The sequence below is a fragment of the Pseudomonas sp. ASL8 genome, assembly GCF_056680355.1.
The window spans coordinates 2,462,849-2,486,357 of the sequence record NZ_CM155278.1; the positions used below are offsets into that span (position 1 = coordinate 2,462,849).

Below are 23,509 nucleotides of genomic sequence, written 5' to 3' on the forward strand. Positions count from 1 at the left end.
AGCGCGTATTGCAGAGTGGCAACGCCCACGATCACTGACAGGGAGATGTCCTTATGCCCCCGCTCTATCTGGCTTCTGGCTCACCCCGTCGCCGTGAACTGCTGACGCAGATCGGCGTGCCTTTCACTTCGCTCAGTGCACAGATCGATGAAACCCCTTTGCCCGACGAGGCCCCGACGACCTATGTCGAACGGCTTGCGCGGGGCAAAGCCGAGGCCGGTCTGGCATTGCTGGCAGTCAGCAAAGAGGGTTCCAGCCCTTGCGTGATCGGTGCCGACACCGCCGTGGTGCTCGAGGGGAAAATCCTCGGCAAGCCGGTCGACGAAGCCGATGCCCTGGCGATGTTGAGCGCCTTATCCAACCGTGAACACGAAGTCTTGACCGCCATCGCCGTGATCAATAATCAGCGTTGCGAAACCCGTGTGGTCCGCAGCCTGGTGCGCTTTCGCTCGATTCAGGTTGAGGAAGCCAAGGCCTACTGGGCCAGCGGTGAGCCACACGACAAAGCGGGCGGTTACGCGATTCAGGGGTTGGCGGCTATTTTTGTCGCTGATCTGCGCGGTAGCTATTCGGCGGTGGTCGGATTGCCGTTGTGCGAAACCGCAGAACTGCTCGGCCATTTCGGCATACCCTGTTGGCAACGCCTGGAAGGTAATAAGCCATGAGTGAAGAGATTCTTATCAACATCACGCCGATGGAGTCGCGCGTGGCCGTGGTTGAGAACGGTGTGCTGCAGGAGGTCCACGTCGAGCGGACCCAGCGTCGCGGCATCGTCGGCAATATTTACAAAGGCAAAGTCGTACGGGTGCTGCCTGGCATGCAAGCGGCCTTCATCAACATCGGCCTGGACCGTGCGGCGTTCATTCATGCGTCGGAAATTTCCATGCGCGAAGGTCCGGCCGTCGAAAGCATCAGCGCCTTGGTGCATGAAGGCCAGAGCCTGGTGGTGCAGGTCACCAAAGACCCGATTGGCAGCAAAGGCGCGCGTCTGACCACGCAATTGTCGATCCCGTCGCGCTATCTGGTGTACATGCCCAAAACCTCCCACGTCGGGATCTCCCTGAAAATCGAAGACGAAGCCGAGCGCGAGCGCCTTAAAAAGGTGGTCACCGATTGCGTTGCGCTGGAAGGCATCAAGGAGGCCGGTGGCTTCATCCTGCGCACAGCAGCTGAAGGCGCTGGCGCGGATGAAATCCTGATGGATATCCGCTATCTGCGCCGTCTTTGGGATCAGATCGGCGAGCAGATCAAGACCGTTGGCGCCCCCAGCGTTATTTATGAAGACCTGGGCCTGGCCCTGCGCACCCTGCGGGATTTGGTCAGCCCGCGCATCGAGAAGATCCGTATCGATTCACGCGAGACCTTCCAGCGGACCACCCAATTTGTCGCCGAACTGATGCCGGAAATCGCTGATCGCCTGGAGCATTACCCGGGGGAACGGCCAATTTTCGACCTGTACGGTGTCGAAGATGAAATCCAGAAAGCCCTGGACCGCAAAGTGCCACTCAAATCCGGCGGGTATCTGGTCATCGATCCAGCCGAAGCGATGAGCACCATCGACGTGAACACCGGGGCGTTCGTCGGTCATCGAAACCTCGAAGAGACCATCTTCAAGACCAATCTGGAAGCGGCCACCGCGATTGCCCGTCAATTGCGCCTGCGCAATCTGGGCGGGATCATCATCATCGACTTCATCGACATGGAGGACGGCGAGCACCAACGCCAGGTTCTGCGTACGCTGGAGAAACAACTGGAGCGTGATCACGCCAAAACCAACATCATCGGTATTACCGAGTTGGGCCTGGTGCAGATGACCCGCAAGCGCACCCGCGAAAGCCTTGAACAAGTGCTGTGCGAGCCTTGCAGCAGTTGCCAGGGGCGCGGCAAGTTGAAGACGCCCGAGACGGTCTGTTACGAAATTTTCCGAGAAATATTGCGCGAAGCCCGCGCTTATCAAGCGGAAGGCTATCGTGTATTAGCCAATCAGAAAGTCGTGGACCGTTTGCTCGATGAAGAATCGGGCAACGTTGCCGAGCTGGAAGGTTTTATCGGCCGCACCATTCGTTTTCAGGTCGAGACCATGTATTCCCAAGAGCAATACGACGTGGTGTTGCTCTAACCAGCCAACCATCCGTCAGCTTCAGTACTAATGGCAGGACGCCTTCTAATGAGAACTCTGCGTGGCAAATGAGCAATTCCTGGCCCCATCGATGACTGCACGGCCGCGCCGCCTGCACGCGCAGCCTTCAGCCCTGAGGGCCAGCTGACATGGAGCGTCTGACGCGTTTTCTCGCCGCCTTGACTCGCTGGAGTCTGGGCGTGTGCGCCTTGGGTTTAGTGTTGACGGCGCTGTACGTCAGCCTCGGCCGACAACTGGTGCCCTTGGTGGCCGAGTACCGTGGCGAAGTTGAAACCGAGGCCCGCGCCGCGCTGAATATGCCGTTGAGTATTGGCAGCCTCGAAGGCCGCTGGCACGGTTTTACCCCAACACTGGTGGCCCACGATGTGATGGTGGGCGAGGGCGCCCGTGCCCTGCGGCTGGACAATGTGCGGGCTGTACCTGACATCTGGGCCAGTCTGTTGGCCCGCGAGGTGCGCATCGCTCACCTGGAATTCAATGGCCTGCAACTGAGCCTCAAAGAAGACAAGGATGGTCATTGGGCGCTTCAGGGCTTGCCGGTCCAGGACGATAAGCCCTTCGACCCGGAACACGTATTGACCCAGATGCAGGCGGTTGCCGAACTGTCGTTGCTCGACAGTCAGATCACCTTTCAGCCTTACGAACAGGCGCCATCGACCCTTACGTACGTCAGCTTCAGTTTGCGCACAGGGAGCAGCAGTCAACGGCTGGACGCGCGTTTGACCTTGCCTGATGGCCAGCCGATGGCGCTCAACCTGCGCTCACGGGTGCAGGCGGAAAACTGGCGTGATGGCGAGGCCGATGTCTACCTGAGCCTGCCGCAGAGTGACTGGGCGCGCTGGTTGCCAGCCAGCCTGACCCGGCAATGGACGGTCGCCACACTCAAGGCTGGCGGTGAATTCTGGCTGACCTGGGGCAAAGGCATGCTGCAAAGTGCTGTGGCGCGAGTCAATGCCCCGCTGTTGAAAGGGGTCTATGCCGCCCGCAAGGCGACGAAAATCGATAATCTGGCGCTCAACGCCTGGTTCCAGCGCAGTAATAATGGTTTCAGCCTGTCGTTCGAGTCATTGGCCATGAACCTTGGCGACAAACGCTGGGAAAGCCGCATTCAGCTCAAGCAGCAGGATGCGACCCCGGACGTTGAAGAGCTTTGGCATGTGCAGGCCGATCGCCTGGACCTGACGCCGATCACCCCGATACTCGATTCCCTGGCGCCATTGCCTGACGCGCTCATGACGGTGCTCGACAACCTGAAAGTCACGGGTGGATTGCGCAACGTATTGCTCGATTACCGGCCACAAGCCGTGGGTGACAAACGTCTCAGCTTTGCGGCCAATCTGGACAAGGTCGGCTTCAATGCTTACCACGGCGCACCGGCGGCCGGCAATGTCAGCGGCAGCATCAGCGGTGATCTGGGGCAGGGCGAACTGCGCCTGGCCACAGATGACTTCATGCTGCATTTGTACCCGATCTTCACGCATCCCTGGCAATACCGAAAGGCTAACGCCCGTCTTACCTGGAAGCTGGATGAGCAGGGCTTCACCCTGATTGCCCCCTACATCCAGGTGTTGGGCGACGAAGGAAAAATCGCCAGCGACTTTCTGATCCGCCTGCATTTCGATCACACCCAGGAAGATTACATGGACCTGCGGGTCGGTATGGTCGAGGGCGACGGTCGTTACACCGCCAAGTACCTGCCTGCCGTGCTCAGCCCGGCGCTGGACGGATGGCTGCGCACCGCGATCCTGGGGGGCGCGGTGGATCAAGGGTTCTTCCAGTATCAAGGCTCGCTCAGAAGCGACGCAACGGACGCTGCGCGCAGCATCAGTCTGTTTTTCAAGGTGCACGACGCCTCGCTGGCCTTCCAGCCTGGCTGGCCGCAGCTCAATGGCGTGGACGGGGATGTATTCGTCGAGGACAGCGGCGTCCGCATCAAAGCGAGCAAGGGCAAGCTTCTGGATACCCAGGTCAGCAATGTTCTGGTCAATATTCCGCATGTGGCTACCGGGCAAGTCAGTCACTTGCTGGTCGACGGTGATTTCGTCGGTGGTTTGGGTGATGGCCTGAAGATTCTTCAGGAGGCTCCCATCGGCACGGCCGATATGTTCGCGGGCTGGCAAGGCGACGGTTCGTTGCAGGGCAAGCTGAAGCTGGACATTCCCTTGGCCAAAGGCGAAGGGCAGAAAATTGCAGTGGACTTCAACACCGACGCTGCACGCTTGAAACTGAGCGAGCCGCCGCTGGAGTTGACTCAGCTCAAGGGGGCATTCCGTTTCGACAACGCCAAGGGCTTGAGCGGCAGCGGCATACGCGCCCAAGCGTTCGAGCGGCCGATCACCGCGCAGATCTATGCGGAAGGAAAACCGGGGGCGATCACCACCCGGGTCGTCGCCAATGGCCAGGTCGCGCTGAAGAAACTCACCGATTGGCTAGGCGAGACTCAGCCGTTGCCAGTGTCCGGTGATTTGCCGTATCAGGTGCAGGTCACCCTTGACGGTGCCGACAGTCAGCTGCGGGTCAACTCTAACCTCAAAGGGTTGGCCGTCGATCTGCCTGCGCCCTTTGGCAAGGCGGCTGATGACGTGCGCGAGAGTGAGTTTCGCATGACCTTGCGTGGCTCTGACCGGCGTTACTGGGCCACTTACGATGCCTTGGCTAATCTGGCATTCGTGGCGCCAGGCGGCAATATCGCAGAAGGCCGGGGCGAGCTGTTTCTCGGTCAGAACAGTGCGGTCCTTCCTGACGCTAAAGGTTTAAGAGTACGCGGGGCACTCTCCGAGCTGGACATCGCGCCATGGAAAACCATGGTCGAGCGCTATGCCGGCAATGATCCTGGCGGCAGCGCCAAGCAGTTACTGCGCAGCGCGAACCTGCAGATCGGAAAATTGAGTGCGCTGGGCGCCACGCTCGATCAGGTCGATGTGCAACTCAATCGAAAAGACGCCTCCTGGTCTTTGGCGGTCGACAGCGCCTTGCTCAAGGGCACGGCCAACCTGCCCGACGCAAAAACAGCCCCCATTGGTATCGACCTTCTCTATGTGCGTTTGCCTGCGCCTGATCCCAGTGCGGCGGTGGTAGAGAATGGCAAGGACCCACTGGTCGATGTCGATCCACGGCAAATTCCGGCGATGGATATCAAGGTCTCTCAGCTGTTCCAGGGCGATCAGTTGGTCGGAGCGTGGGCGCTTAAAGCCAGGCCAACCGCTGCGGGCGTCCGGCTCTCCGATTTGAATCTGGGTCTCAAGGGGATGTTGTTACAGGGCGACGGTGGCTGGGAAGGCGCGCCGGGATCGACCAGTAGCTGGTACAAGGGCCGTGTCGGCGGCAAGAACCTTGCGGATGTATTGAAGGCCTGGGGGTTTGCACCGACCGTGACCAGCGATACGTTCGAGCTGAACGCCGACGGCCGTTGGCCCGGTTCGCCGGCCTGGATAGGGGTCAAGCGTTACTCGGGCAGCCTGGATGCGACGCTTCGCTCCGGTCAGTTCGTTGAAGTGGAAGGGGGCGCACAAGCCCTGAGGGTGTTTGGTCTGCTCAACTTCAACTCCATCGGCCGTCGTTTGCGCCTGGATTTCTCGGACTTGCTCGGCAAGGGCCTGAGTTACGACCGGGTCAAAGGGCTGTTGGTCTCCAGCGACGGGGTGTATGTGACCCGAAACCCGATCACCCTGACCGGGCCGTCGAGCAATCTTGAGCTCGAGGGCACGCTGGACATGGTCAACGACCGGGTCGATGCCAAGCTTCTGGTGACATTGCCGGTGACCAATAACTTGCCGATCGCGGCGTTACTCATTGGCGCGCCGGCCATTGGTGGTGCCTTGTTCCTGGTCGACAAATTGCTGGGCGACCGCGTGGCGCGATTCGCCAGCGTGCAATACCGCGTTGAAGGCCCCTGGAAAGAACCCAAGATCACCTTCGACAAACCCTTTGAAAAACCTCAATAGCGCGCCATGGAGTACAGTGGTGGCATGTCTTGTCCGGAGCGCGCCATGTCTTTTGCTGTAGTTCAAATGGTCAGCCAGAGCGATGTCCTGGCCAATCTGGCTCAGGCTCGCCGCTTGCTTGAACAGGCTGCCGAGTCCGGCGCGCGCCTTGCGGTGCTCCCGGAAAACTTTGCCGCCATGGGCCGTCGCGACGTTGCCGATATCGGTCGCGCCGAGGCTCAAGGCCAGGGTCCGATCCTGCCATGGTTGAAACTGGCCGCTCGCGACCTCAAATTATGGATAGTGGCTGGCACGTTACCGCTACCACCGGCTGATCGGCCGCAGGGCAAAGTCACCGCGTGTTCGTTGCTGATCGATGAGCACGGCGAGCAAGTGGCGCGCTATGACAAACTGCATTTGTTCGATGTGGACGTGGCCGACAACCGGGGTCGTTATCGGGAATCGGATGATTACGCCCACGGTGACAACGTGGTGGTTGCCGATACACCCGTGGGGCGCCTGGGTTTGAGCGTGTGTTACGACCTGCGTTTCCCTGAGTTGTATAGCGCGCTGCGTGAAGCGGGCGCGCAATTGATCACTGCACCGTCGGCCTTCACTGCCGTCACCGGCGCCGCGCATTGGGACATTCTGATTCGGGCGCGCGCGATAGAGACCCAGTGCTATGTGCTGGCGGCGGCGCAAGGGGGTATGCACCCCGGCCCAAGGGAAACCTACGGGCATGCCGCGATCATCGACCCTTGGGGGCGCGTGCTGGCTGAGCAGGCCCAGGGCGAAGCGGTGCTGCTGGCCGAACGTGATAGCGATGAACAGGCGTCCATACGGGCGCGGATGCCGGTGTCTGATCACCGGCGATTTTTTTCGCGGGACGCATTGCGGCCTGCGCACACCTCGGAGTGAATATGAGCGACTTGTCCTCTGTCAGCGAACACCTTTTAGCGCCTGGCGGCCTGAGCCTCGACAGCTTGCAGTCGGTGCTGGGCGAGCTGGCTGGCCCCGGGATCGACGCGGCTGACCTGTATTTCCAAGGGCAGATTTCCGAGTCCTGGTCGTTGGAAGACGGCATCGTCAAGGAAGGCAGTTTCAACCTCGATCAGGGCGTCGGTGTACGGGCGCAATCGGGTGAGAAAACCGGATTTGCCTACAGCAATGCGATTACCCCTGAGGCATTGAGCCTTGCCGCGCGCGCTGCCCGTTCGATTTCCCGCGCCGGGCAGGAAGGCCGGGTGCAAGCATTCACCACGCAGGATGTGGCCCAGTTGTATGCGCCGGACAACCCGCTGGACGTGATGACGCGCGCGGAAAAGGTCGAGCTGCTCAAGCGCATCGACGTTGCCACGCGAGCATTGGATGCACGTATTCAGCAGGTCACGGTCAGCATGGCCGGGGTGTGGGAGCGGATTCTGATCGCGTCCACCGATGGCAGCCTGGCGGCGGATGTGCGTCCGCTGGTACGTTTTAATGTCAGCGTCATCGTCGAGCAGAATGGCCGACGCGAACGAGGCGGGCATGGCGGTGGCGGGCGCACCGATTACCGGTATTTCCTGACGGAGGACCGTGCCATGGGTTATGCCCGTGAAGCGTTACGTCAGGCGCTGGTGAATCTTGAAGCGATCCCCGCACCTGCCGGCACGTTGCCGGTGGTGCTTGGTTCCGGTTGGTCCGGCGTACTGCTGCACGAAGCGGTCGGCCATGGCCTTGAAGGCGATTTCAACCGCAAAGGCAGCTCGGCATATAGCGGGCGAATGGGTGAAATGGTGGCGTCCAAGCTGTGCACGATTGTCGATGACGGCACGTTGGCCGGTCGTCGAGGTTCGTTGACGGTGGACGATGAAGGCACGCCGACCCACTGCACCACGCTGATCGAAAACGGCGTGCTCAAGGGTTACATGCAGGACAAGCTCAACGCTCGATTGATGGGTGTGGCGCGTACCGGTAACGGTCGTCGCGAGTCCTATGCGCACCTGCCGATGCCCCGCATGACCAACACTTACATGCTGGCTGGGCAAAGCGATCCTGAGGAAATCATCGCGTCGGTGAAGAGGGGCATCTACTGCGCCAACCTTGGCGGCGGTCAGGTGGATATCACCAGCGGCAAATTCGTGTTTTCGACCAGTGAGGCCTATTTGATCGAAGACGGCAAAATCACTGCGCCGGTCAAAGGGGCGACCTTGATCGGTAACGGGCCTGAAGCCATGAGTCGGGTGTCGATGGTCGGTAACGACCTAGCGCTGGACAGCGGCGTGGGCACTTGCGGCAAAGACGGTCAGTCAGTGCCAGTAGGCGTCGGTCAGCCGACCTTGAAGATCGATGCGATCACGGTAGGCGGTACGGGTTCCTGAAAGACTGCACCGAATGAATCGCAGGGTGCGACTCATTCGGTGCTTGAACACTAGCGCAGGCCGCGCTTCATGTCGTCCAGGTCGCGGATGTACTTGAACAGTTTGCGGCTGGCAGCAGGTGGCTTGCTTTGGGCAAGTTCATGCTGGGCCTGGCGTATAAGCGAACGCAGTTGCTGACGATCCGCTTCCGGATAGTCGCCGACAAACTTCTCGACTACGTCGTCGGTGCCTGTGATCAAGCGATCACGCCAGCGTTCCAGACCGTGAAAACGTTCGTTGTATTGGCGAGTGGAGGCATCAAGTTGATCAAGCAACACCAAAATGGCGTCCAGGTCTTGATCGCGCATCAGCTTGCCGATGAACAGGATATGCCGTTTACGCGCAATGTTTGCGGTGTGCTTGGGCGCTTCGGCCAAGGCCCGGCGCAACGCGTCGGTCAAGGGCAGTTTCGCCAGCAAGTCAGGCTTGAGTGTTGTCAGGCGCTCGCCAAGGTCAACCAGAGCATGAAGCTCGCGTTTGACCTGAGTTTTGCTTTTACCCTCATCGAGGGAGTCGTCGTAAGAATCAACCATGGGGGCAGTCCGCTAATAAACGCCGCCATGATAACCAGTCAGGGGCCACTTGTCCGGCCCGGTCGGTATTCGGCCTGTGCCGAAAGCAGAATTTGATGGAGAAAGTCATGAGTACAGCTCAAAGCGTAGGCCCGCAAGCCTTGCCTGCACTGCAAGAACAGGTTGAGCAAATCATCGCCGAAGCCAAGCGTCAGGGCGCAAGCGCCTGTGAAGTGGCGGTGTCCCTGGAGCAGGGCTTGTCGACCACGGTTCGCCAGCGTGAAGTGGAAACCGTCGAGTTCAACCGCGACCAGGGCTTTGGTATCACCCTGTATGTCGGTCAGCGCAAAGGCTCGGCCAGTACCTCCGCCAGCGGCGCTGACGCCATTCGCGAAACCGTAGCGGCTGCGTTGGCGATTGCCAAACACACCTCCGAAGATGAATGCTCCGGCCTCGCCGACGCTGCGCTGATGGCTAAAGAACAGCCAGACTTCGATCTGTTCCACGCGTGGGATATCACCCCGGAACAAGCCATTGAGCGTGCCTTGATCTGTGAAGCGGCGGCGTTCGATGCCGACAGCCGGATCAAGAATGCCGACGGCACCACGCTCAACACCCATCAAGGGTGTCGCGTGTATGGCAACAGCCACGGTTTTGTTGGCGGCTCTGCCTCGACGCGCCACAGCTTGAGCTGCGTGATGATCGCCGAGGGCGAAGGGCAGATGCAGCGCGACTACTGGTACGACGTGAGTCGCCAGGGCGAGTTGTTGGCGGACGCGCAAAGCATTGGTCGTCGTGCGGCACAGCGCGCGGCCAGCCGCTTGGGTGCGCGTCCTGTACCGACGTGTGAAGTTCCGGTGTTGTTCGCTGCGGAATTGGCGGGCAGTTTGTTCGGTCATCTTCTGTCCGCCATTTCCGGTGGCAATCTGTACCGTAAATCATCCTTTCTGGAAGGAGCGATGGGGCAGCGCCTGTTCCCTGAATGGCTGACCCTCGACGAACGGCCGCACCTGATGCGTGCCATGGGCAGCTCGGCGTTCGACGGTGACGGCCTGGCAACCTATGCCAAGCCCTTCGTGGAGAACGGCGATTTAGTGTCCTACGTTCTGGGCACTTACTCAGGCCGCAAGCTGGGTCTGCCGAGCACCGCTAACTCAGGCGGCGTGCATAACCTGTTCGTCACCCACGGTGTGGAAGATCAGACAGCGCTGCTGCGTCGCATGGGCCGCGGCTTGCTGGTCACTGAGTTGATGGGCAGTGGTTTGAATATGGTCACCGGCGACTACTCTCGTGGCGCGGCAGGCTTTTGGGTCGAGAACGGCGAAATCCAGTTCCCGGTTCAGGAAGTCACCATTGCCGGCAACCTGCGTGACATGTTCAAACAGATCGTCGCGGTCGGCAGCGATCTCGAACTGCGCAGCAATATCCGCACAGGCTCTGTGCTGATCGAACGCATGACGGTTGCGGGTAGCTGATCTGCATTAAAAAAGGCGCTTCATGCTCCCCGCATGAAACGCCTTGATGTACGAGCGGCCTCAATACGTTGCACTGTCACACAGCAAACTCGGTCGAGGTGGGCGCTGACTTGTCTGCGAATAAGTCACTTTGGTTCATCGCTTACTGATACGGTCACTCGCCTTCATCAAACCGGTTGTTGATCAACTCGATCAAGCCTTCGAGTGCTGCCTGCTCGTCTTCACCTTCTGTGTGCAGGTGGATGTCGGTGCCTTTGCCTGCAGCCAGCATCATTACGGCCATGATGCTTTTGCCGTCGACCATGCTGTCGGGCGCGCGACCTACTCTGATCTGGCAGGGGAATCTTCCGGCGACGCCGACGAATTTAGCGGCGGCGCGCGCGTGCAAGCCAAGCTTGTTGATGATGGTGATTTGACGAACGGGCATCGCGATGAAGGTCCTTTCAGCTGAGGTCGCGGTGGCGGACCTGAACGTTCTTGAGAGATTGTTGCAAGACCTGACCCAGGCGCTCGGTCAGGTAGACGGATCGGTGGTGTCCGCCGGTGCAGCCAATGGCAATAGTCACGTAGGCGCGGTTGCTGGCCGCAAAGCGCGGCAACCATTTGTTCAAGTAGGTGTAGATGTCCTGGAACATTTCTTCGACATCCGGCTGTGCCGCCAAATAATCGGCCACGGGCTGGTCGAGCCCGGACAGTTCGCGCAGCTCCGGCTTCCAGTAGGGGTTGGGCAGGCAGCGCACATCGAATACCAGGTCAGCATCTACTGGCATGCCACGCTTGAAACCAAACGATTCAACCAGAAACGCAGTGCCCGGCTCCGGCTTGTTCAGCAGGCGCAGTTTAAGCATGTCACGGAGCTGATAGAGGTTCAGGTGCGTGGTGTTGATTTTCAGGTCGGCCAGATCGATGATCGGCCCAAGCAAGTTGCTCTCGTCACGTATCGCTTCGGCAAGCGAGCGGTTGGCGCTGCTCAGGGGGTGGCGACGACGGGTTTCAGAGAAACGTTTGAGCAGGGTTTCTTCATCGGCGTCGAGGTACAGCACATCGCACTGGATGTGGCGGCTGCGGACCTCTTCCAGCAATTCGGGAAAGCGCGACAGATGGCTCGGCAGGTTGCGCGCGTCGATGGAGACTGCGACCAGCGGCTGAGCCAGCTCAGTATGAATCAGGGCACGTTCGGCCAGCTCCGGGAGCAGGCCCGCAGGCAGGTTGTCGATGCAATAGAAACCGTTGTCTTCCAGTACATCCAGCGCGGTGCTCTTGCCGGAGCCGGATCGGCCGCTGACGATGATCATGCGCATCATCAGTGGCCGTTCTGCACGTCCAGTACCACCTGATAAAGCGCTTCATCGCTTTGGGCACTGCGTAGGCGGTCGCGCACATCGGCGCGGTCGAGCATGCTGGCGATCTGGCGCAGCAGCTCCAGGTGTTCATCGGTGGCAGCTTCCGGGACCAGAAGCACAAAAAGCAGGTCCACAGGCCTGCCGTCGATGGCGTCAAAGTCTACGGGGGTGTCGAGGTGTAAAAGGGCGCTGATGGGCATCGGACAGCCCGTCAGCCGGCAATGCGGAATAGCGATGCCATTACCGAAGCCGGTCGAGCCGAGTTTTTCGCGGGCGATAAGACTCGTGAGTACCAAATCCGAATCGAGCTCCGTTTCACGGCCGATCAGCTTGGCAATTTGCTCAAGAACATTTTTTTTACTGCTGCTCGGCACGTTCACAAGTGAACGGCCGGCAGTCAGGATATTTTCAAGTCGGATCATGGGTTGTGGGTGTTAGCGAGCTGTCGCACCCTTTAGGATGTTCTGCTGCTTTTCCTTATGCTTGAGCAATTGTCGGTCCAGCTTGTCAGTGAGTAGGTCGATTGCCGCATACATGTCGTCATGTTCTGCGTTAGCGACCACCTCTCCACCGTGGATGTGCAGCGTGGCTTCGATTTTCTGTTTCAGTTTCTCGACCGCCATCGTGACCTGCACATTGGTAATCTTGTCAAAGTGCCCTTCGAGCTTCTTGAGTTTGAGCTCGATGTATTCGCGCAGGGGCTTGGTCACTTCCAATTGGTGTCCACTGATGTTGACTTGCATACAGCGTCTCCTTCGTTGCCAGTACATAAAGAGGCAGGCCTGAATGCCTACCACTGGAACGCTACGGCGTACGGCCACCCTTACATCAATCGCTTGCGTTCGCTTGACGGTGCTATCCCAAGTGATTCGCGGTATTTAGCGACAGTGCGTCGGGCTACCTGAATGCCTTGTGCCTCCAGTAAACCAGCGATCTTGCTGTCACTCAACGGCTTTTTCTGATTTTCCGCGGCAACCAGTTTTTTGATGATCGCGCGGATGGCTGTGGACGAACACTCTCCGCCCTCCGAGGTGCTTACGTGACTGGAAAAGAAATATTTCAGTTCGTAAATACCGCGCGGGGTATGCATGAATTTTTGCGTGGTTACCCGTGAAATCGTCGATTCGTGCATGCCTACCGCTTCGGCGATGTCATGCAGAACCAAGGGTTTCATGGCTTCGTCGCCATACTCAAGGAAGCCGCGCTGGTGCTCGACGATCTGTGTGGCCACTTTCATCAGCGTTTCGTTGCGGCTCTGCAGGCTCTTGATGAACCAGCGGGCCTCCTGCAACTGATTGCGCATGAAGGTGTTGTCAGCGCTGGTGTCGGCCCTGCGGACAAACCCTGCGTATTGCGGGTTGACCCGCAGGCGGGGCACGGACTCTTGATTGAGCTCTACCAGCCAGCGTTCATTGTCTTTGCGCACGATCACGTCGGGCACGACGTATTCGGCCTCACTGGACTCGATTTGCGAGCCGGGGCGCGGGTTAAGGCTTTGCACCAGTTCAATGACCTGGCGCAGCTCGTCTTCCTTGAGCTTCATGCGCCGCATCAGCTGAGCGTAGTCGCGGCTGCCAAGCAGGTCGATGAAGTCTCCGACCAAGCGTTGTGCTTCGGCCAGCCAGCGCGTTTTCGCGGGGAGCTGACGCAATTGCAGCGACAGGCATTCGCTCAGGTTGCGAGCGCCGATACCTGCGGGTTCGAATTGCTGGATACGGTGCAGTACCGCTTCGATTTCATCCAGTTCGACATCCATTTCCGGATCAAAGGCATCGAGGATTTCCTCAAGCGACTCGTCCAGGTAGCCCTGATTGTTGATGCAGTCGATCAGCGTGACAGCGATCAATCGATCAGTATCGGACATGGGTGCCAGATTCAATTGCCACAGCAGATGGCTTTGCAGGCTCTCGCCGGCCGATGTGCGAGTGGTGAAGTCCCATTCGTCATCATCGTTGTTGCTGCTGGGCAGGCTGCTGGCACTGGTCTGATACACGTCATCCCAAGCGGTATCAACGGGCAGCTCGCTGGGGATGCGGTCGTTCCAGTCGCCTTCTTCCAGGTTGTCCACCGTCGGGGCGGGCTCCTGGTAGGTGGGTTCCTGCACGTCAGGATTGGGTTTCTCTATGTTGTCGGCCAGCGGATCGGCATTGTCGAAGTCGTCGCCTTCTTCCTGGCGTTCCAGCATAGGGTTCGACTCCAACGCTTCCTGGATTTCCTGTTGAAGGTCCAGGGTCGACAATTGGAGGAGGCGGATGGCCTGTTGCAGCTGCGGTGTCATCGTCAGCTGCTGGCCCATTCTCAGGACTAGCGATGGTTTCATGGCAGGGGCTTAACACCTTATTCGCCGGCGCACATGCGCCATCCACTACAGGGCGCCGAAGCGCCAGCTTAAGCAAATTATATGCCTGAAACCTAAGTGTTTGCCTAGGGTGTGATGACAATTAATGTTCTTGTTAGCACTGCACCCTAGCGTCCGTCGCCGATGAAGAGCGAAACACCGCAGAACTTACAGGCGGAATTCATGGCCGAGGTAAACCTCTTTAACCAGTTGGTTAGCCAGAATGGTTTCTGAATCACCCTCAGCGATCAGTTGCCCGTCGTTGACGATGTAAGCTGTTTCACAAATATCCAGGGTGTCACGTACGTTGTGATCGGTGATCAGTACGCCGATGCCCTTGGCTTTCAAGTGATAAATAATTTGCTTGATGTCGCCGACGGAAATGGGGTCGACACCGGCAAACGGTTCATCAAGCAGGATGAATTTTGGCGAAGTCGCCAAGGCGCGAGCGATTTCCACACGGCGGCGTTCACCACCGGACAGGCTCATGCCCAGGTTGTCGCGTATGTGGCTGATGTGGAACTCCTGCAGCAGGCTTTCCAGCTCCTTGCGACGTGCCGTGCGGTCGAGTTCCTTGCGGGTCTCGAGGATCGCCATGATGTTATCGGCAACCGACAGCTTGCGGAAAATCGAGGCTTCCTGCGGCAGGTAGCCGATCCCGGCGCGTGCGCGACCGTGCATGGGTTGATGGCTGACGTCTTGATCGTCGATCAAGACGCGGCCCTGATCGGCCTGGACCAACCCTACGATCATGTAGAAACAGGTGGTTTTGCCCGCGCCGTTAGGGCCCAGCAGTCCCACGATCTGCCCGCTCTCGATCGACAGGCTGACATCACGCACAACCTGACGACCCTTATAGCTTTTAGCCAGATGCTGGGCTTTAAGCGTCGCCATTACGGAGCCTTCTGCGGTGCAGGTTTGTTTTTCGGCTGGATGACCATGTCGATTCGCGGACGTGGTGCCGTCACCTTGGCGCCGTTGGCGCGGCCGGCATTGACGATCTGTTTCACCGTGTCATAGACGATTTTCTCGCCTTCGGACGTATTGCCGTCGTTGATGACCTTGGCCTTGTCGATCAGGATGATCCGGTCGAGGGCGGCGAAGTACTGGATGGTCACGCCGTACGCTTGAACGATAGGCTTGTCGACGGCAGGTTTCTGTTCGTAGTAAGCAAGATTGCCGACGGCGGTGAATACGTCGACTTCACCGGTTGGTGTCCGGGTGATGGTCACGGTGTTGCCGGTGATCTTCATCGAGCCTTGGGTGATGATGACATTGCCTTTGTAGGTGGCAATGCCCTGCTTGTCATCGAGTTGCGCATCGTCAGACTGAATATGAATAGGCTGATCGCGGTCCGTCGGCAGAGCCCAGGCGCTCACGCTTCCCAGTGCTGCGCCCAAACCGAGCAAAAAAGGGAGGGTTTTAACGAGCCTCATACTGTCCTCTTACGTTGGACAGCAGGTGCATCCTGCCGTCGTTCAAATACGCTTTCATACCCGTGCCAGTGGATACACCGCCGAAACCATCGATTCTAACGGCTTGCTCGGTCTGCGCATATTGCTTCTGTGGGAATACAGTCATTCGACTGCTGGTAATAATCGTTGTCCGGTTTTTTTCGTCAGTGCGTGCGATACGTACCGAATCGATGAGCTCGACCTCCGTGCCGCCGGGCGAGACTTCTCCCTTCTTGCTCTGGACATGCCAAGGGAAGAGGGCGCCGCGATACAGTTGCAGGTCCGGATTGGTCAGCAGGGTGATGTCGGAAATCTGCACATGCTCGACCTTGTCGGCGGTCATGTCGTATTGAAGCTTGCCGTCCGGGAGGAACTGCACGCTGTGAGCATTCATCGCATAAAAATCGATGGTGGCCGCGTCAACAGGTGCAGCCCGCTGCTCCAGAAAGGTTTCAGGGCTGATGTTCCAGTAGCCTGCCGCCGCCAGCATCAGCGCAAGCACACCCAGAATCAAAAACCGGCGAATCTTTTTACTCAGCATAAATGACTTCTATAAGTAGGCGGCGTGGGCCGCTTCAAGGCTGCCTTGAGCACTAAGGATCAACTCGCAAAACTCGCGAGCCGCGCCTTCGCCGCCGCGAGCCTGAGTAATCCCGTGGGCGTGTTGCCGGACAAAGCTGGCCGCATTGGCGACCGCCATGCCAAGGCCGACGCGCCGAATGACGGGCAGGTCTGGCAGGTCGTCGCCCAGGTAAGCGACTTGTTCATAGCTTAGATTGAGTTGGGCAAGTAGTTCGTCAAGAACGACCAGTTTATCTTCGCGGCCTTGATACAGGTGCTGGATGCCCAGATTCTGCGCGCGGCGCTCGACCACCGGTGTGCGGCGCCCGCTGATGATAGCGGTGTGCACGCCCGAGGCGATCAGCATTTTGATGCCTTGACCGTCGAGCGTATTAAACGTTTTGAACTCACTGCCGTCTTCGAGAAAGTACAGGCGGCCGTCCGTTAGCACGCCATCGACGTCGAAAATGGCCAGTTTGATGTTCTTGCCGCGTTGCAGCAGGTCCTGCATCGTCACTTCGCTCATTACATAACCCCCGCGCGCAGCAGGTCTTGCAGGTTGAAGGCGCCAATAGGGTGGTCGTTCTTGTCGACCACGATCAAGGCTCCAATTTTGTGGTCCTCCATGATTTTCAACGCCTCGGCTGCAAGCATCTCGGGGCGAGCGGTCTTGCCATGGAGTGTCATCACTTCGTCTATGGTCGCTTTGCGAATATCGATGCTGCGGTCCAGGGTTCTGCGCAAATCGCCGTCGGTAAATATCCCGGCGAGGCGGCCATCGGCCTCCACAACGGCGGTCATGCCCAAGCCCTTGTGGGTCATTTCCATCAGCGCATCACGCAGCAGCGTGCCGCGCTGAACCTTCGGCAAGTCTTCACCGGTATGCATGACGTGTTCGACTTTGAGCAGCAAACGTCTGCCAAGCGCGCCGCCTGGATGGGAGAAGGCAAAGTCTTCTGCTGTAAAGCCGCGCGCTTCGAGCAGGGCGACCGCCAGTGCGTCACCCATCACCAGTGCGGCGGTGGTCGAGGACGTCGGGGCCAGGTTCAGCGGGCAGGCCTCTTGCGTGACGTAGACGTTGAGATTGATTTCTGCGGCCTTGGCCAGCGGCGAATCAGGGTTGCCGGTCAGGCTGATCATCTTGATGCCCAAGCGTTTGATCAGCGGCAGCAAGGTGACGATTTCGGCGGTCGAACCCGAGTTGGAGATCGCCAGAATGATGTCGTCGCGGGTGATCATGCCCATGTCACCGTGGCTTGCTTCAGCCGGGTGGACGAAGAAGGCGGTGGTGCCCGTGCTTGCCAGGGTGGCGGCAATCTTGTTGCCGATGTGCCCGGATTTGCCCATGCCGACCACTACAACACGGCCTGTGCCGGCCAGAATCATCTCGCAAGCGCGCACGAAATCCGCGTCGATATGGGCCAGCAAGCCTTCTACGGCTTCTATTTCGAGGCGGATGGTGCGTTGTGCTGTTTGAATCAGGTCGCTGGATTGGCTCATGTCAAAAATCGGTCAGCCTGATGAAAAGGCGGCGATTATAGCGGTAATGGCTCAATCCCTCACGCTTGATCGTCCGACTTTGTCGTACGCCCAAAAATCAGGTCAGGTACACATGGACTGATTGTGTCCTTTGTAGGACGTTTCGCAATTGTTCGAATTATCTGTCCCACACCTTAACGAAAGAGGCTTCTACCGTGGGCCGCACGCGCGGGCGGTGGTATAGTTCGCCGCCGGTTCTGCCCCCCGGACAGCCACAGCGCGTGTCTTGCGGCACGGACCTGGCGTCAGAGTGTGAGGCTGCATCGCAAGGAGTTTAGATGAGTGCCGATAACGCCTACGCGGTCGAGCTGAAGGGTGTCACCTTCATGCGCGGGACGCGCAGCATTTTCAATAATGTTGATATTCGTATTCCGCGGGGCAAGGTCACCGGCATCATGGGACCTTCCGGCTGTGGCAAGACGACCTTGCTGCGTTTGATGGGCGCGCAGTTGCGTCCCAGCAAAGGCGAGGTCTGGGTCAACGGCCAGAATCTGCCGGAATTGTCGCGCAGCGACCTGTTCGACGCACGCAAGCAAATGGGCGTGCTGTTTCAGAGTGGCGCCTTGTTCACGGACCTCGATGTGTTCGAGAACGTGGCCTTTCCGCTTCGTGTGCACACCGAGTTGCCGGAAGAAATGATCCGCGACATCGTCCTGCTCAAATTGCAGGCGGTCGGACTGCGCGGCGCCATCGAGCTGATGCCCGACGAGTTGTCAGGCGGCATGAAGCGTCGTGTGGCACTGGCTCGGGCGATTGCCCTTGACCCGCAAATCCTTATGTACGACGAACCCTTCGTGGGCCAGGACCCGATTGCCATGGGGGTGCTGGTGCGCTTGATTCGGTTGCTCAACGATGCGTTGGGGATCACCAGCATTGTGGTGTCCCACGATCTTGCCGAAACAGCGAGTATCGCTGACTACCTCTATGTAGTCGGCGATGGCCAGGTATTGGGGCAGGGGACCCCCGAGGAGTTGATGAACTCGGACAACCCTCGTATTCATCAATTCATGACCGGTGACCCTGACGGCCCTGTGCCGTTTCACTATCCGGCACCGGATTATCGCGAAGAACTTTTGGGGAAGCGCTGATGCGCAGAAAGTCACTACTGGAGCGGATTCGTCTGTTCGGGCACGCTGCGATCGATAGCATTGCGGTGCTGGGGCGCTCCGGCATATTTCTGGTTCATGTGTTGTTCGGCCGCGGCGGCATTGGCGGCAGTTTTCAACTGCTGGTCAGGCAACTGCATTCAATCGGCGTCATGTCCCTGCTGATTATTGTGGTTTCGGGGGGCTTCATCGGCATGGTGTTGGCACTCCAGGGCTTCAACATCCTGACTAAATATGGCTCGGAGCAGGCCGTCGGGCAGATGGTTGCGTTGACCCTGTTGCGTGAGTTGGGGCCTGTGGTTGCGGCTCTACTGTTCGCCGGGCGCGCGGGTTCTGCGCTGACCGCTGAAATCGGCAACATGAAATCCACTGAGCAATTGTCCAGCCTGGAAATGATTGGCGTCGATCCGCTCAAGTACATCGTTGCGCCGCGTCTGTGGGCTGGATTCATCTCTCTGCCGCTGTTGGCGATGATCTTCAGTGTGGTCGGGATCTGGTGCGGCTCGTGGGTTGCGATCGACTGGCTGGGCGTTTACGAAGGCTCATTCTGGTCAAACATGCAAAACAGCGTGTCTTTCACGGATGATGTGCTCAATGGCGTTATTAAAAGCGTAATCTTTGCTTTTGTTGTTACCTGGATTGCCGTGTTTCAGGGTTACGACTGCGAGCCCACTTCGGAAGGGATCAGTCGTGCCACCACTAAAACAGTGGTGTATGCCTCGTTGGCCATCTTAGGCCTGGACTTTATTCTGACTGCCCTGATGTTTGGAGACTTTTGATGCAAAACCGCACCCTGGAAACCGGTGTCGGCCTATTCCTGCTGGCCGGGATCTTGGCTTTGCTGTTGCTGGCCTTGCGGGTCAGTGGTTTGAGCGTAAGCGCGACCAACGACAGCTATAAACTCTATGCCTACTTCGACAATATTGCCGGTTTGACTGTCAGAGCCAAGGTGACCATGGCGGGCGTGACAATCGGCAAGGTCACTGCAATCGATCTGGATCGCGACAGCTTTACCGGTCGGGTGACAATGGAAGTTGAAAAGCGGGTGAATAACCTGCCATCGGACTCCACGGCTTCCATCCTTACCGCCGGTTTGCTGGGCGAGAAATACATCGGTATCAGCGTGGGCGGGGAAGAGGCGCTGCTCAAAGACGGCAGCACGATTCACGATACCCAGTCATCGCTGGTGCTGGAGGATCTAATCGGCAAATTCCTGCTCAATACCGTGAGTAAAGACGCCAAATGAGGAGCTTCTCTATGATCTCAATCTTGCGCCGTGGCCTGCTTGTGTTGCTGGCTGCGCTTCCATTGGTCGCGAATGCGGCGGCCGCGCCGTCCGCCCATGATCTGGTGGATCGCACGACCAAGGAATTGTTGAGCGATCTGGCCGCGCATAAAGAGCAATACAAAACCAATCCGAGCGCTTTTTACGATGCCTTGAACCGCATTGTCGGCCCGGTAGTGGATGCCGAGGGCATCTCGAAAAGCATCATGACGGTCAAGTACTCTCGCAAAGCGACACCTGAGCAAATGCTGCGCTTTCAGGATAATTTCAAGCGGAGCCTGATGCAGTTCTATGGCAACGCACTGCTTGAGTACAACAACCAGGGCATTACAGTCGCCGCCGCCAAAGATGAAAACGACACCCGGACCAGCGTCGATATGCAGGTCAAGGGCACCAACGGCACCCTGTACCCTGTGTCCTACACGCTCGAGAAAATCAACGGCGAGTGGAAAGTGCGTAACGTCATTATCAACGGCATCAACATTGGCAAGCTGTTCCGTGATCAGTTTGCTGACGCCATGCAACACAATGGCAATGACCTTGATAAAACCATCAACGGTTGGGCGGGCGAAGTTGCCAAGGCCAAGGGCACCATCGATCAAGCGGCCGAGAAACCTGTCAATGAGTGAGTCAGGTGTTCGTCTTGGCGCGGCAGGTGAGTTGTACCTGAGTGGCGTGCTCGACTTCCGCACCGGGCCGGCTTTGCGCAAGCAAGGCCAGGCCCTGATCAAGGCCTGCACTGCGCCGACCTTGATTCTGGAATGCTCCGCTGTGGAGAAATCCAGCAGTGTCGGCCTGGCGTTGCTGCTCGCTTTCATGCGCGACGCCGACGCAGCCGGAAAAAGTGTCAGCGTTCAGTCGCTGCCGGACGATATGCGCCAAATCGCCCAAGTGTCCGGCTTGATTGAGTTGCTGGAACCGAATCAGCCGTCATAAAAGAAAGCTTTCCGTCCGAGTCTGTCATTCCGGGGTTCGCAGCGAGGGGGCTTTTTTGTATGATGGCCGACCCGCGCGCGTAGGGCGCCGATCGAGGTTAAGCATGCAGGCCGTAGAAGTTAAAAGCTTCCTTGAAGGAAAGCTGCCGGAAATCCAGGTAGAAGTTGAAGGTGAAGGCTGCAATTTTCAGCTGAATGTGATCAGTGACGAGATGGCGACCCTTAGCCCAGTCAAGCGTCAGCAGCAGATCTATGCCCATTTGAACCCCTGGATCGCTGATGGCAGCATCCATGCGATCACTATGAAATTTTTCAGCCGCGCTGCATGGGCCGAGCGCACCTGAGCCAATTGGCGTCGAGATTCTAATGGATAAACTGATTATTACTGGCGGCGTTCGTCTTGATGGCGAAATCCGCATTTCCGGGGCAAAGAACTCTGCCCTGCCGATTCTTGCTGCAACGTTGCTGGCCGATGGGCCGGTGACGGTGTGCAACCTGCCGCACCTGCACGACATCACCACCATGATCGAGCTGTTCGGGCGCATGGGCATCGAGCCTGTGATCGACGAAAAGCTCAGCGTTGAAATCGACGCACGCACCATCAAGACCCTGATCGCCCCGTACGAATTGGTGAAAACCATGCGTGCTTCGATCCTGGTGCTGGGTCCGATGGTTGCCCGTTTCGGCGAAGCAGAAGTGGCGTTGCCTGGCGGTTGCGCCATCGGTTCACGTCCGGTCGATTTGCACATCCGTGGCCTTGAAGCCATGGGCGCGACCATCGACGTTGAAGGCGGCTACATCAAAGCGAAGGCGCCAGAAGGCGGCCTGCGTGGCGCGAACTTCTTCTTCGATACCGTCAGCGTGACCGGTACCGAAAACATCATGATGGCAGCCAGTCTGGCCAACGGCCGTAGCGTGTTGCAAAACGCTGCCCGTGAACCGGAAGTGGTCGACCTCGCTAACTGCCTGATCGCCATGGGTGCGAACATCACCGGCGCGGGCACTGACACCATCACCATCGATGGCGTTAAGCGTTTGCACGGTGCCACCTATAAAGTGATGCCCGACCGCATCGAGACCGGCACTTACCTGGTAGCGGCGGCGGCCACTGGCGGTCGCGTCAAGCTCAAGGACACCGATCCAACCATTCTGGAAGCTGTGTTGCTCAAGCTCCAGGAAGCAGGCGCTGAAGTCACTACTGGCGCTGACTGGATCGAACTGAACATGCACGGCAAGCGGCCTAAAGCCGTGAACCTGCGCACCGCACCCTACCCGGCGTTCCCGACCGATATGCAGGCGCAGTTCGTTGCGCTGAATGCTATCGCCGAAGGCACCGGTGCCGTGATTGAAACGGTCTTCGAAAACCGTTTCATGCACGTCTATGAGATGCAGCGCATGGGCGCACAGATCCTGGTTGAAGGTAATACCGCGGTCGTGACCGGTGTTGATTTGCTCAAAGGCGCGCCCGTCATGGCGACCGACCTGCGTGCGTCGGCCAGTTTGGTGATCGCGGCGCTGGTTGCTCAGGGCGACACGTTGATCGATCGCATTTACCACATTGACCGTGGTTATGAATGCATCGAAGAAAAACTGCAGATGCTCGGCGCCAAGATCCGTCGCGTTCCGGGCTAGGGCCTGCGTACTGATCGTTCTGCACTAATGTCCTGGACCTGAATTCGTTCAGCACAGGACACGTGAGGCACACGGATGTGCCCGATTGCTAAGGACCTACGTTTCCCATGTTAACCATCGCACTGTCCAAGGGCCGCATTCTTGACGACACCCTGCCGCTTCTCGCTGAAGCAGGCATTGTGCCGACCGAGAATCCGGACAAAAGCCGCAAGCTGATTATCCCCACGACTCAGGCAGATGTACGCCTGCTGATCGTGCGCGCCACCGATGTGCCAACGTATGTCGAACATGGCGCCGCCGACCTGGGCGTTGCCGGTAAAGATGTGCTGATGGAATACGGCGGTCAGGGCCTGTACGAGCCACTGGACCTGCAAATTGCCCAGTGCCGTCTGATGACTGCCGGTGCCATCGGCGCGATCGAGCCAAAGGGCCGTCTGCGTGTGGCGACCAAGTTCGTCAACGTTGCCAAGCGTTACTACGCCGAGCAAGGCCGTCAGGTCGATATCATCAAGCTTTATGGCTCGATGGAACTCGCTCCCCTGATCGGTTTGGCCGACAAAATCATCGACGTGGTCGACACCGGCAACACGCTGCGTGCCAACGGCCTCGAGCCCCAGGAGCTGATTGCAACTATCAGTTCGCGTCTGGTGGTGAACAAGGCTTCGATGAAGATGCAACATGCGCGCATTCAGGCGCTGATCGATACGCTGCGTAAAGCAGTTGAGTCGCGACACCGCGGCTGATCCACCTGCGCGACGTTAAGTCGCGCCCATCTATCCGTGTCATAGCCAAATTTCTCAGGTGCCCGCGCGGATGGCTTGGTAGCTTAGGGCGATCACGCCCACCCGGCACCTGAGCAAATCGCCA

The 23,509-nt window shown here is 58.4% G+C and carries 25 protein-coding genes; 14 read left to right on the plus strand and 11 right to left on the minus strand.

Going from position 1 to position 23,509, the window contains the following annotated elements:
* The first annotated feature begins 53 nt into the window (after positions 1-53).
* From AC1MEA_RS11250 to tldD, 5 genes are all read left to right on the plus strand, one after another.
* Positions 54-665: a Maf family protein gene (locus AC1MEA_RS11250; protein ID WP_449635055.1), complete on the plus strand. Its 612-nt coding sequence runs from the start codon at positions 54-56 to the stop codon at positions 663-665.
* Positions 662-2,119 (plus strand): ribonuclease G, encoded by a 1,458-nt coding sequence (gene rng / locus AC1MEA_RS11255; protein ID WP_322181910.1) that lies wholly within the window; start codon positions 662-664, stop codon positions 2,117-2,119. Before AC1MEA_RS11250 ends, rng begins: the two co-directional genes overlap by 4 nt.
* 149 nt (positions 2,120-2,268) lie before the next feature.
* Positions 2,269-6,084: a YhdP family protein gene (locus AC1MEA_RS11260; RefSeq protein WP_480917833.1), complete on the plus strand. Its 3,816-nt coding sequence runs from the start codon at positions 2,269-2,271 to the stop codon at positions 6,082-6,084.
* 45 nt (positions 6,085-6,129) lie between these two features.
* Complete coding sequence (locus AC1MEA_RS11265) at positions 6,130-6,981, plus strand: carbon-nitrogen hydrolase family protein (protein WP_449635053.1); 852 nt, start codon at positions 6,130-6,132, stop codon at positions 6,979-6,981.
* Positions 6,982-6,983: 2 nt separating this feature from the next.
* Positions 6,984-8,423, plus strand: a complete 1,440-nt coding sequence (gene tldD / locus AC1MEA_RS11270) for a metalloprotease TldD (protein ID WP_449635052.1) — start codon at positions 6,984-6,986, stop codon at positions 8,421-8,423.
* 50 nt (positions 8,424-8,473) lie between these two features.
* Here tldD and yjgA read toward each other — a convergent pair whose 3' ends face one another.
* On the minus strand, positions 8,474-8,995 hold the full coding sequence (gene yjgA, locus AC1MEA_RS11275) for a ribosome biogenesis factor YjgA (protein WP_480917836.1): 522 nt from the start codon (positions 8,993-8,995) through the stop codon (positions 8,474-8,476).
* A gap of 107 nt (positions 8,996-9,102) precedes the next feature.
* Here yjgA and pmbA point away from each other — a divergent pair, with 107 nt between their 5' ends.
* Complete coding sequence (gene pmbA / locus AC1MEA_RS11280; RefSeq protein ID WP_449635051.1) at positions 9,103-10,449, plus strand: metalloprotease PmbA; 1,347 nt, start codon at positions 9,103-9,105, stop codon at positions 10,447-10,449.
* A gap of 154 nt (positions 10,450-10,603) precedes the next feature.
* Here pmbA and AC1MEA_RS11285 read toward each other — a convergent pair whose 3' ends face one another.
* From AC1MEA_RS11285 to AC1MEA_RS11330, 10 genes are all read right to left on the minus strand, one after another.
* On the minus strand, positions 10,604-10,876 hold the full coding sequence (locus tag AC1MEA_RS11285; protein WP_449635050.1) for an HPr family phosphocarrier protein: 273 nt from the start codon (positions 10,874-10,876) through the stop codon (positions 10,604-10,606).
* Between the two features lie 16 nt (positions 10,877-10,892).
* Positions 10,893-11,750, minus strand: coding sequence for an RNase adapter RapZ (rapZ, locus tag AC1MEA_RS11290; RefSeq protein ID WP_480918129.1), 858 nt, complete (start codon positions 11,748-11,750; stop codon positions 10,893-10,895).
* A gap of 2 nt (positions 11,751-11,752) precedes the next feature.
* Positions 11,753-12,214 carry a PTS IIA-like nitrogen regulatory protein PtsN gene (gene ptsN, locus AC1MEA_RS11295; RefSeq protein ID WP_219062302.1) on the minus strand — a complete coding sequence of 154 codons (462 nt, stop codon included), beginning with the start codon at positions 12,212-12,214 and terminating at the stop codon, positions 11,753-11,755.
* A gap of 12 nt (positions 12,215-12,226) precedes the next feature.
* Entirely contained in the window at positions 12,227-12,535 is a 309-nt protein-coding gene (gene hpf / locus AC1MEA_RS11300; RefSeq protein ID WP_065832888.1) for a ribosome hibernation-promoting factor, HPF/YfiA family, read from the minus strand.
* An 80-nt stretch (positions 12,536-12,615) separates the two neighbouring features.
* Positions 12,616-14,112 (minus strand): RNA polymerase factor sigma-54, encoded by a 1,497-nt coding sequence (locus AC1MEA_RS11305; protein ID WP_449635049.1) that lies wholly within the window; start codon positions 14,110-14,112, stop codon positions 12,616-12,618.
* Between the two features lie 186 nt (positions 14,113-14,298).
* Positions 14,299-15,024, minus strand: a complete 726-nt coding sequence (gene lptB / locus AC1MEA_RS11310; protein WP_219062300.1) for an LPS export ABC transporter ATP-binding protein — start codon at positions 15,022-15,024, stop codon at positions 14,299-14,301.
* On the minus strand, positions 15,024-15,566 hold the full coding sequence (gene lptA, locus AC1MEA_RS11315) for a lipopolysaccharide transport periplasmic protein LptA (protein ID WP_219062299.1): 543 nt from the start codon (positions 15,564-15,566) through the stop codon (positions 15,024-15,026). Before lptA ends, lptB begins: the two co-directional genes overlap by 1 nt.
* Positions 15,553-16,125 carry an LPS export ABC transporter periplasmic protein LptC gene (gene lptC, locus AC1MEA_RS11320; protein ID WP_219062298.1) on the minus strand — a complete coding sequence of 191 codons (573 nt, stop codon included), beginning with the start codon at positions 16,123-16,125 and terminating at the stop codon, positions 15,553-15,555. Before lptC ends, lptA begins: the two co-directional genes overlap by 14 nt.
* A gap of 9 nt (positions 16,126-16,134) precedes the next feature.
* A complete protein-coding gene (kdsC, locus tag AC1MEA_RS11325) occupies positions 16,135-16,671 on the minus strand; it encodes a 3-deoxy-manno-octulosonate-8-phosphatase KdsC (RefSeq protein ID WP_219062297.1) in 537 nt (178 codons plus the stop codon).
* Positions 16,671-17,645, minus strand: coding sequence for a KpsF/GutQ family sugar-phosphate isomerase (locus AC1MEA_RS11330; protein WP_449635046.1), 975 nt, complete (start codon positions 17,643-17,645; stop codon positions 16,671-16,673). The genes kdsC and AC1MEA_RS11330 overlap by 1 nt, the downstream gene beginning before the upstream one ends.
* A 317-nt stretch (positions 17,646-17,962) precedes the next feature.
* Here AC1MEA_RS11330 and AC1MEA_RS11335 point away from each other — a divergent pair, with 317 nt between their 5' ends.
* The 8 genes from AC1MEA_RS11335 (at position 17,963) to hisG (ending at position 23,385) form a co-directional block, all read left to right on the plus strand.
* Positions 17,963-18,772, plus strand: coding sequence for an ATP-binding cassette domain-containing protein (locus AC1MEA_RS11335; protein ID WP_449635045.1), 810 nt, complete (start codon positions 17,963-17,965; stop codon positions 18,770-18,772).
* Positions 18,772-19,569: a lipid asymmetry maintenance ABC transporter permease subunit MlaE gene (gene mlaE / locus AC1MEA_RS11340; protein ID WP_449635044.1), complete on the plus strand. Its 798-nt coding sequence runs from the start codon at positions 18,772-18,774 to the stop codon at positions 19,567-19,569. The genes AC1MEA_RS11335 and mlaE overlap by 1 nt, the downstream gene beginning before the upstream one ends.
* Complete coding sequence (gene mlaD / locus AC1MEA_RS11345; protein ID WP_449635043.1) at positions 19,569-20,036, plus strand: outer membrane lipid asymmetry maintenance protein MlaD; 468 nt, start codon at positions 19,569-19,571, stop codon at positions 20,034-20,036. The genes mlaE and mlaD overlap by 1 nt, the downstream gene beginning before the upstream one ends.
* A gap of 11 nt (positions 20,037-20,047) precedes the next feature.
* Positions 20,048-20,704 (plus strand): MlaC/ttg2D family ABC transporter substrate-binding protein, encoded by a 657-nt coding sequence (locus AC1MEA_RS11350; RefSeq protein ID WP_219062292.1) that lies wholly within the window; start codon positions 20,048-20,050, stop codon positions 20,702-20,704.
* Positions 20,697-21,011 carry an STAS domain-containing protein gene (locus AC1MEA_RS11355; RefSeq protein ID WP_480917842.1) on the plus strand — a complete coding sequence of 105 codons (315 nt, stop codon included), beginning with the start codon at positions 20,697-20,699 and terminating at the stop codon, positions 21,009-21,011. The genes AC1MEA_RS11350 and AC1MEA_RS11355 overlap by 8 nt, the downstream gene beginning before the upstream one ends.
* A gap of 103 nt (positions 21,012-21,114) precedes the next feature.
* Positions 21,115-21,354 (plus strand): BolA family protein, encoded by a 240-nt coding sequence (locus AC1MEA_RS11360; RefSeq protein WP_219062290.1) that lies wholly within the window; start codon positions 21,115-21,117, stop codon positions 21,352-21,354.
* A gap of 22 nt (positions 21,355-21,376) precedes the next feature.
* Positions 21,377-22,642, plus strand: coding sequence for a UDP-N-acetylglucosamine 1-carboxyvinyltransferase (gene murA, locus AC1MEA_RS11365; RefSeq protein WP_219062289.1), 1,266 nt, complete (start codon positions 21,377-21,379; stop codon positions 22,640-22,642).
* A gap of 107 nt (positions 22,643-22,749) precedes the next feature.
* Entirely contained in the window at positions 22,750-23,385 is a 636-nt protein-coding gene (gene hisG, locus AC1MEA_RS11370) for an ATP phosphoribosyltransferase (RefSeq protein ID WP_322181866.1), read from the plus strand.
* Positions 23,386-23,509 lie beyond the last annotated feature (124 nt).